The following is a 774-nucleotide window of genomic DNA, read 5'->3' as shown; positions in this document are numbered from 1 at the left end:
CACATAATAAGTAAAATGACGTAGAATCATGAGCTGGTTGCTCAATATCTTTTAAAAGCTTTATTCTAATAGCTTTTACTTCTTTAACAGTAAACTTCTTCTCTGATAAATCTATCCCAACTTTTGCACTAAATTTCCTAGCATAAGGAAGTTCATCAAATGAATTATAATCATTTTTTTCAAGTTCAGATGAAAATGCACAAGAGATAGCTTTATTTATACCCATTTTCGCACAAATATTCGATACGCATTGTGAATCAACGCCACCGCTTAATGTGGAAATAGTTGATTGACTATCAAGAGAGGTAAAATATTGTCGTAAAGAATTATACGGCAAAACATTATTATTGATATTTATATCATAATGCTTAGTAGTTAATGTTTTATTCTTAATTACAGAGATAGTACCAGGTAACAAACAATTTATCTCTCTAATAATTGTCTCTGGCCACTTTGGCTCTCTTGAGTATAAATATAAAATCGCTTGTTCATTATTTAGATGGTATTTAACATCAAGTATATTGAGCACTTTAAATATCAACTTTAAGTTTGATGATATTATTGTCACATCAGCTCCGAAAAAATAGTAAACTTTCTGAGCCGCCAAATGGTCAGTTCTTATCTCTATATGATTACCTGAAATTTTCAACCAAGAGCCATATATGTCATTTCTTAATGTTAGTTTTTTAGCTTCCGAGTAATCTCTAATTAATCCAAGATCTGATACAACATTTGTGAATCCAAAATCATTTATGTCTTGTATATCTTCTTTAT

At 29.6% G+C, this 774-nt stretch carries 1 protein-coding gene; it reads right to left on the bottom strand.

Annotated elements, in window-relative coordinates; translation table 11 throughout:
* The coding region (locus ASV53_RS24300) for an asparagine synthase-related protein (RefSeq protein ID WP_141226327.1) at positions 1-774 on the bottom strand (774 nt) is incomplete at both ends.

The sequence above is a fragment of the Photobacterium sanguinicancri genome, assembly GCF_002265265.1.
Lineage (GTDB): Bacteria > Pseudomonadota > Gammaproteobacteria > Enterobacterales > Vibrionaceae > Photobacterium > Photobacterium sanguinicancri.
The sequence above is the reverse complement of the archived record's forward strand: the minus strand, read 5'-3'. Positions and strand labels throughout refer to the sequence as shown.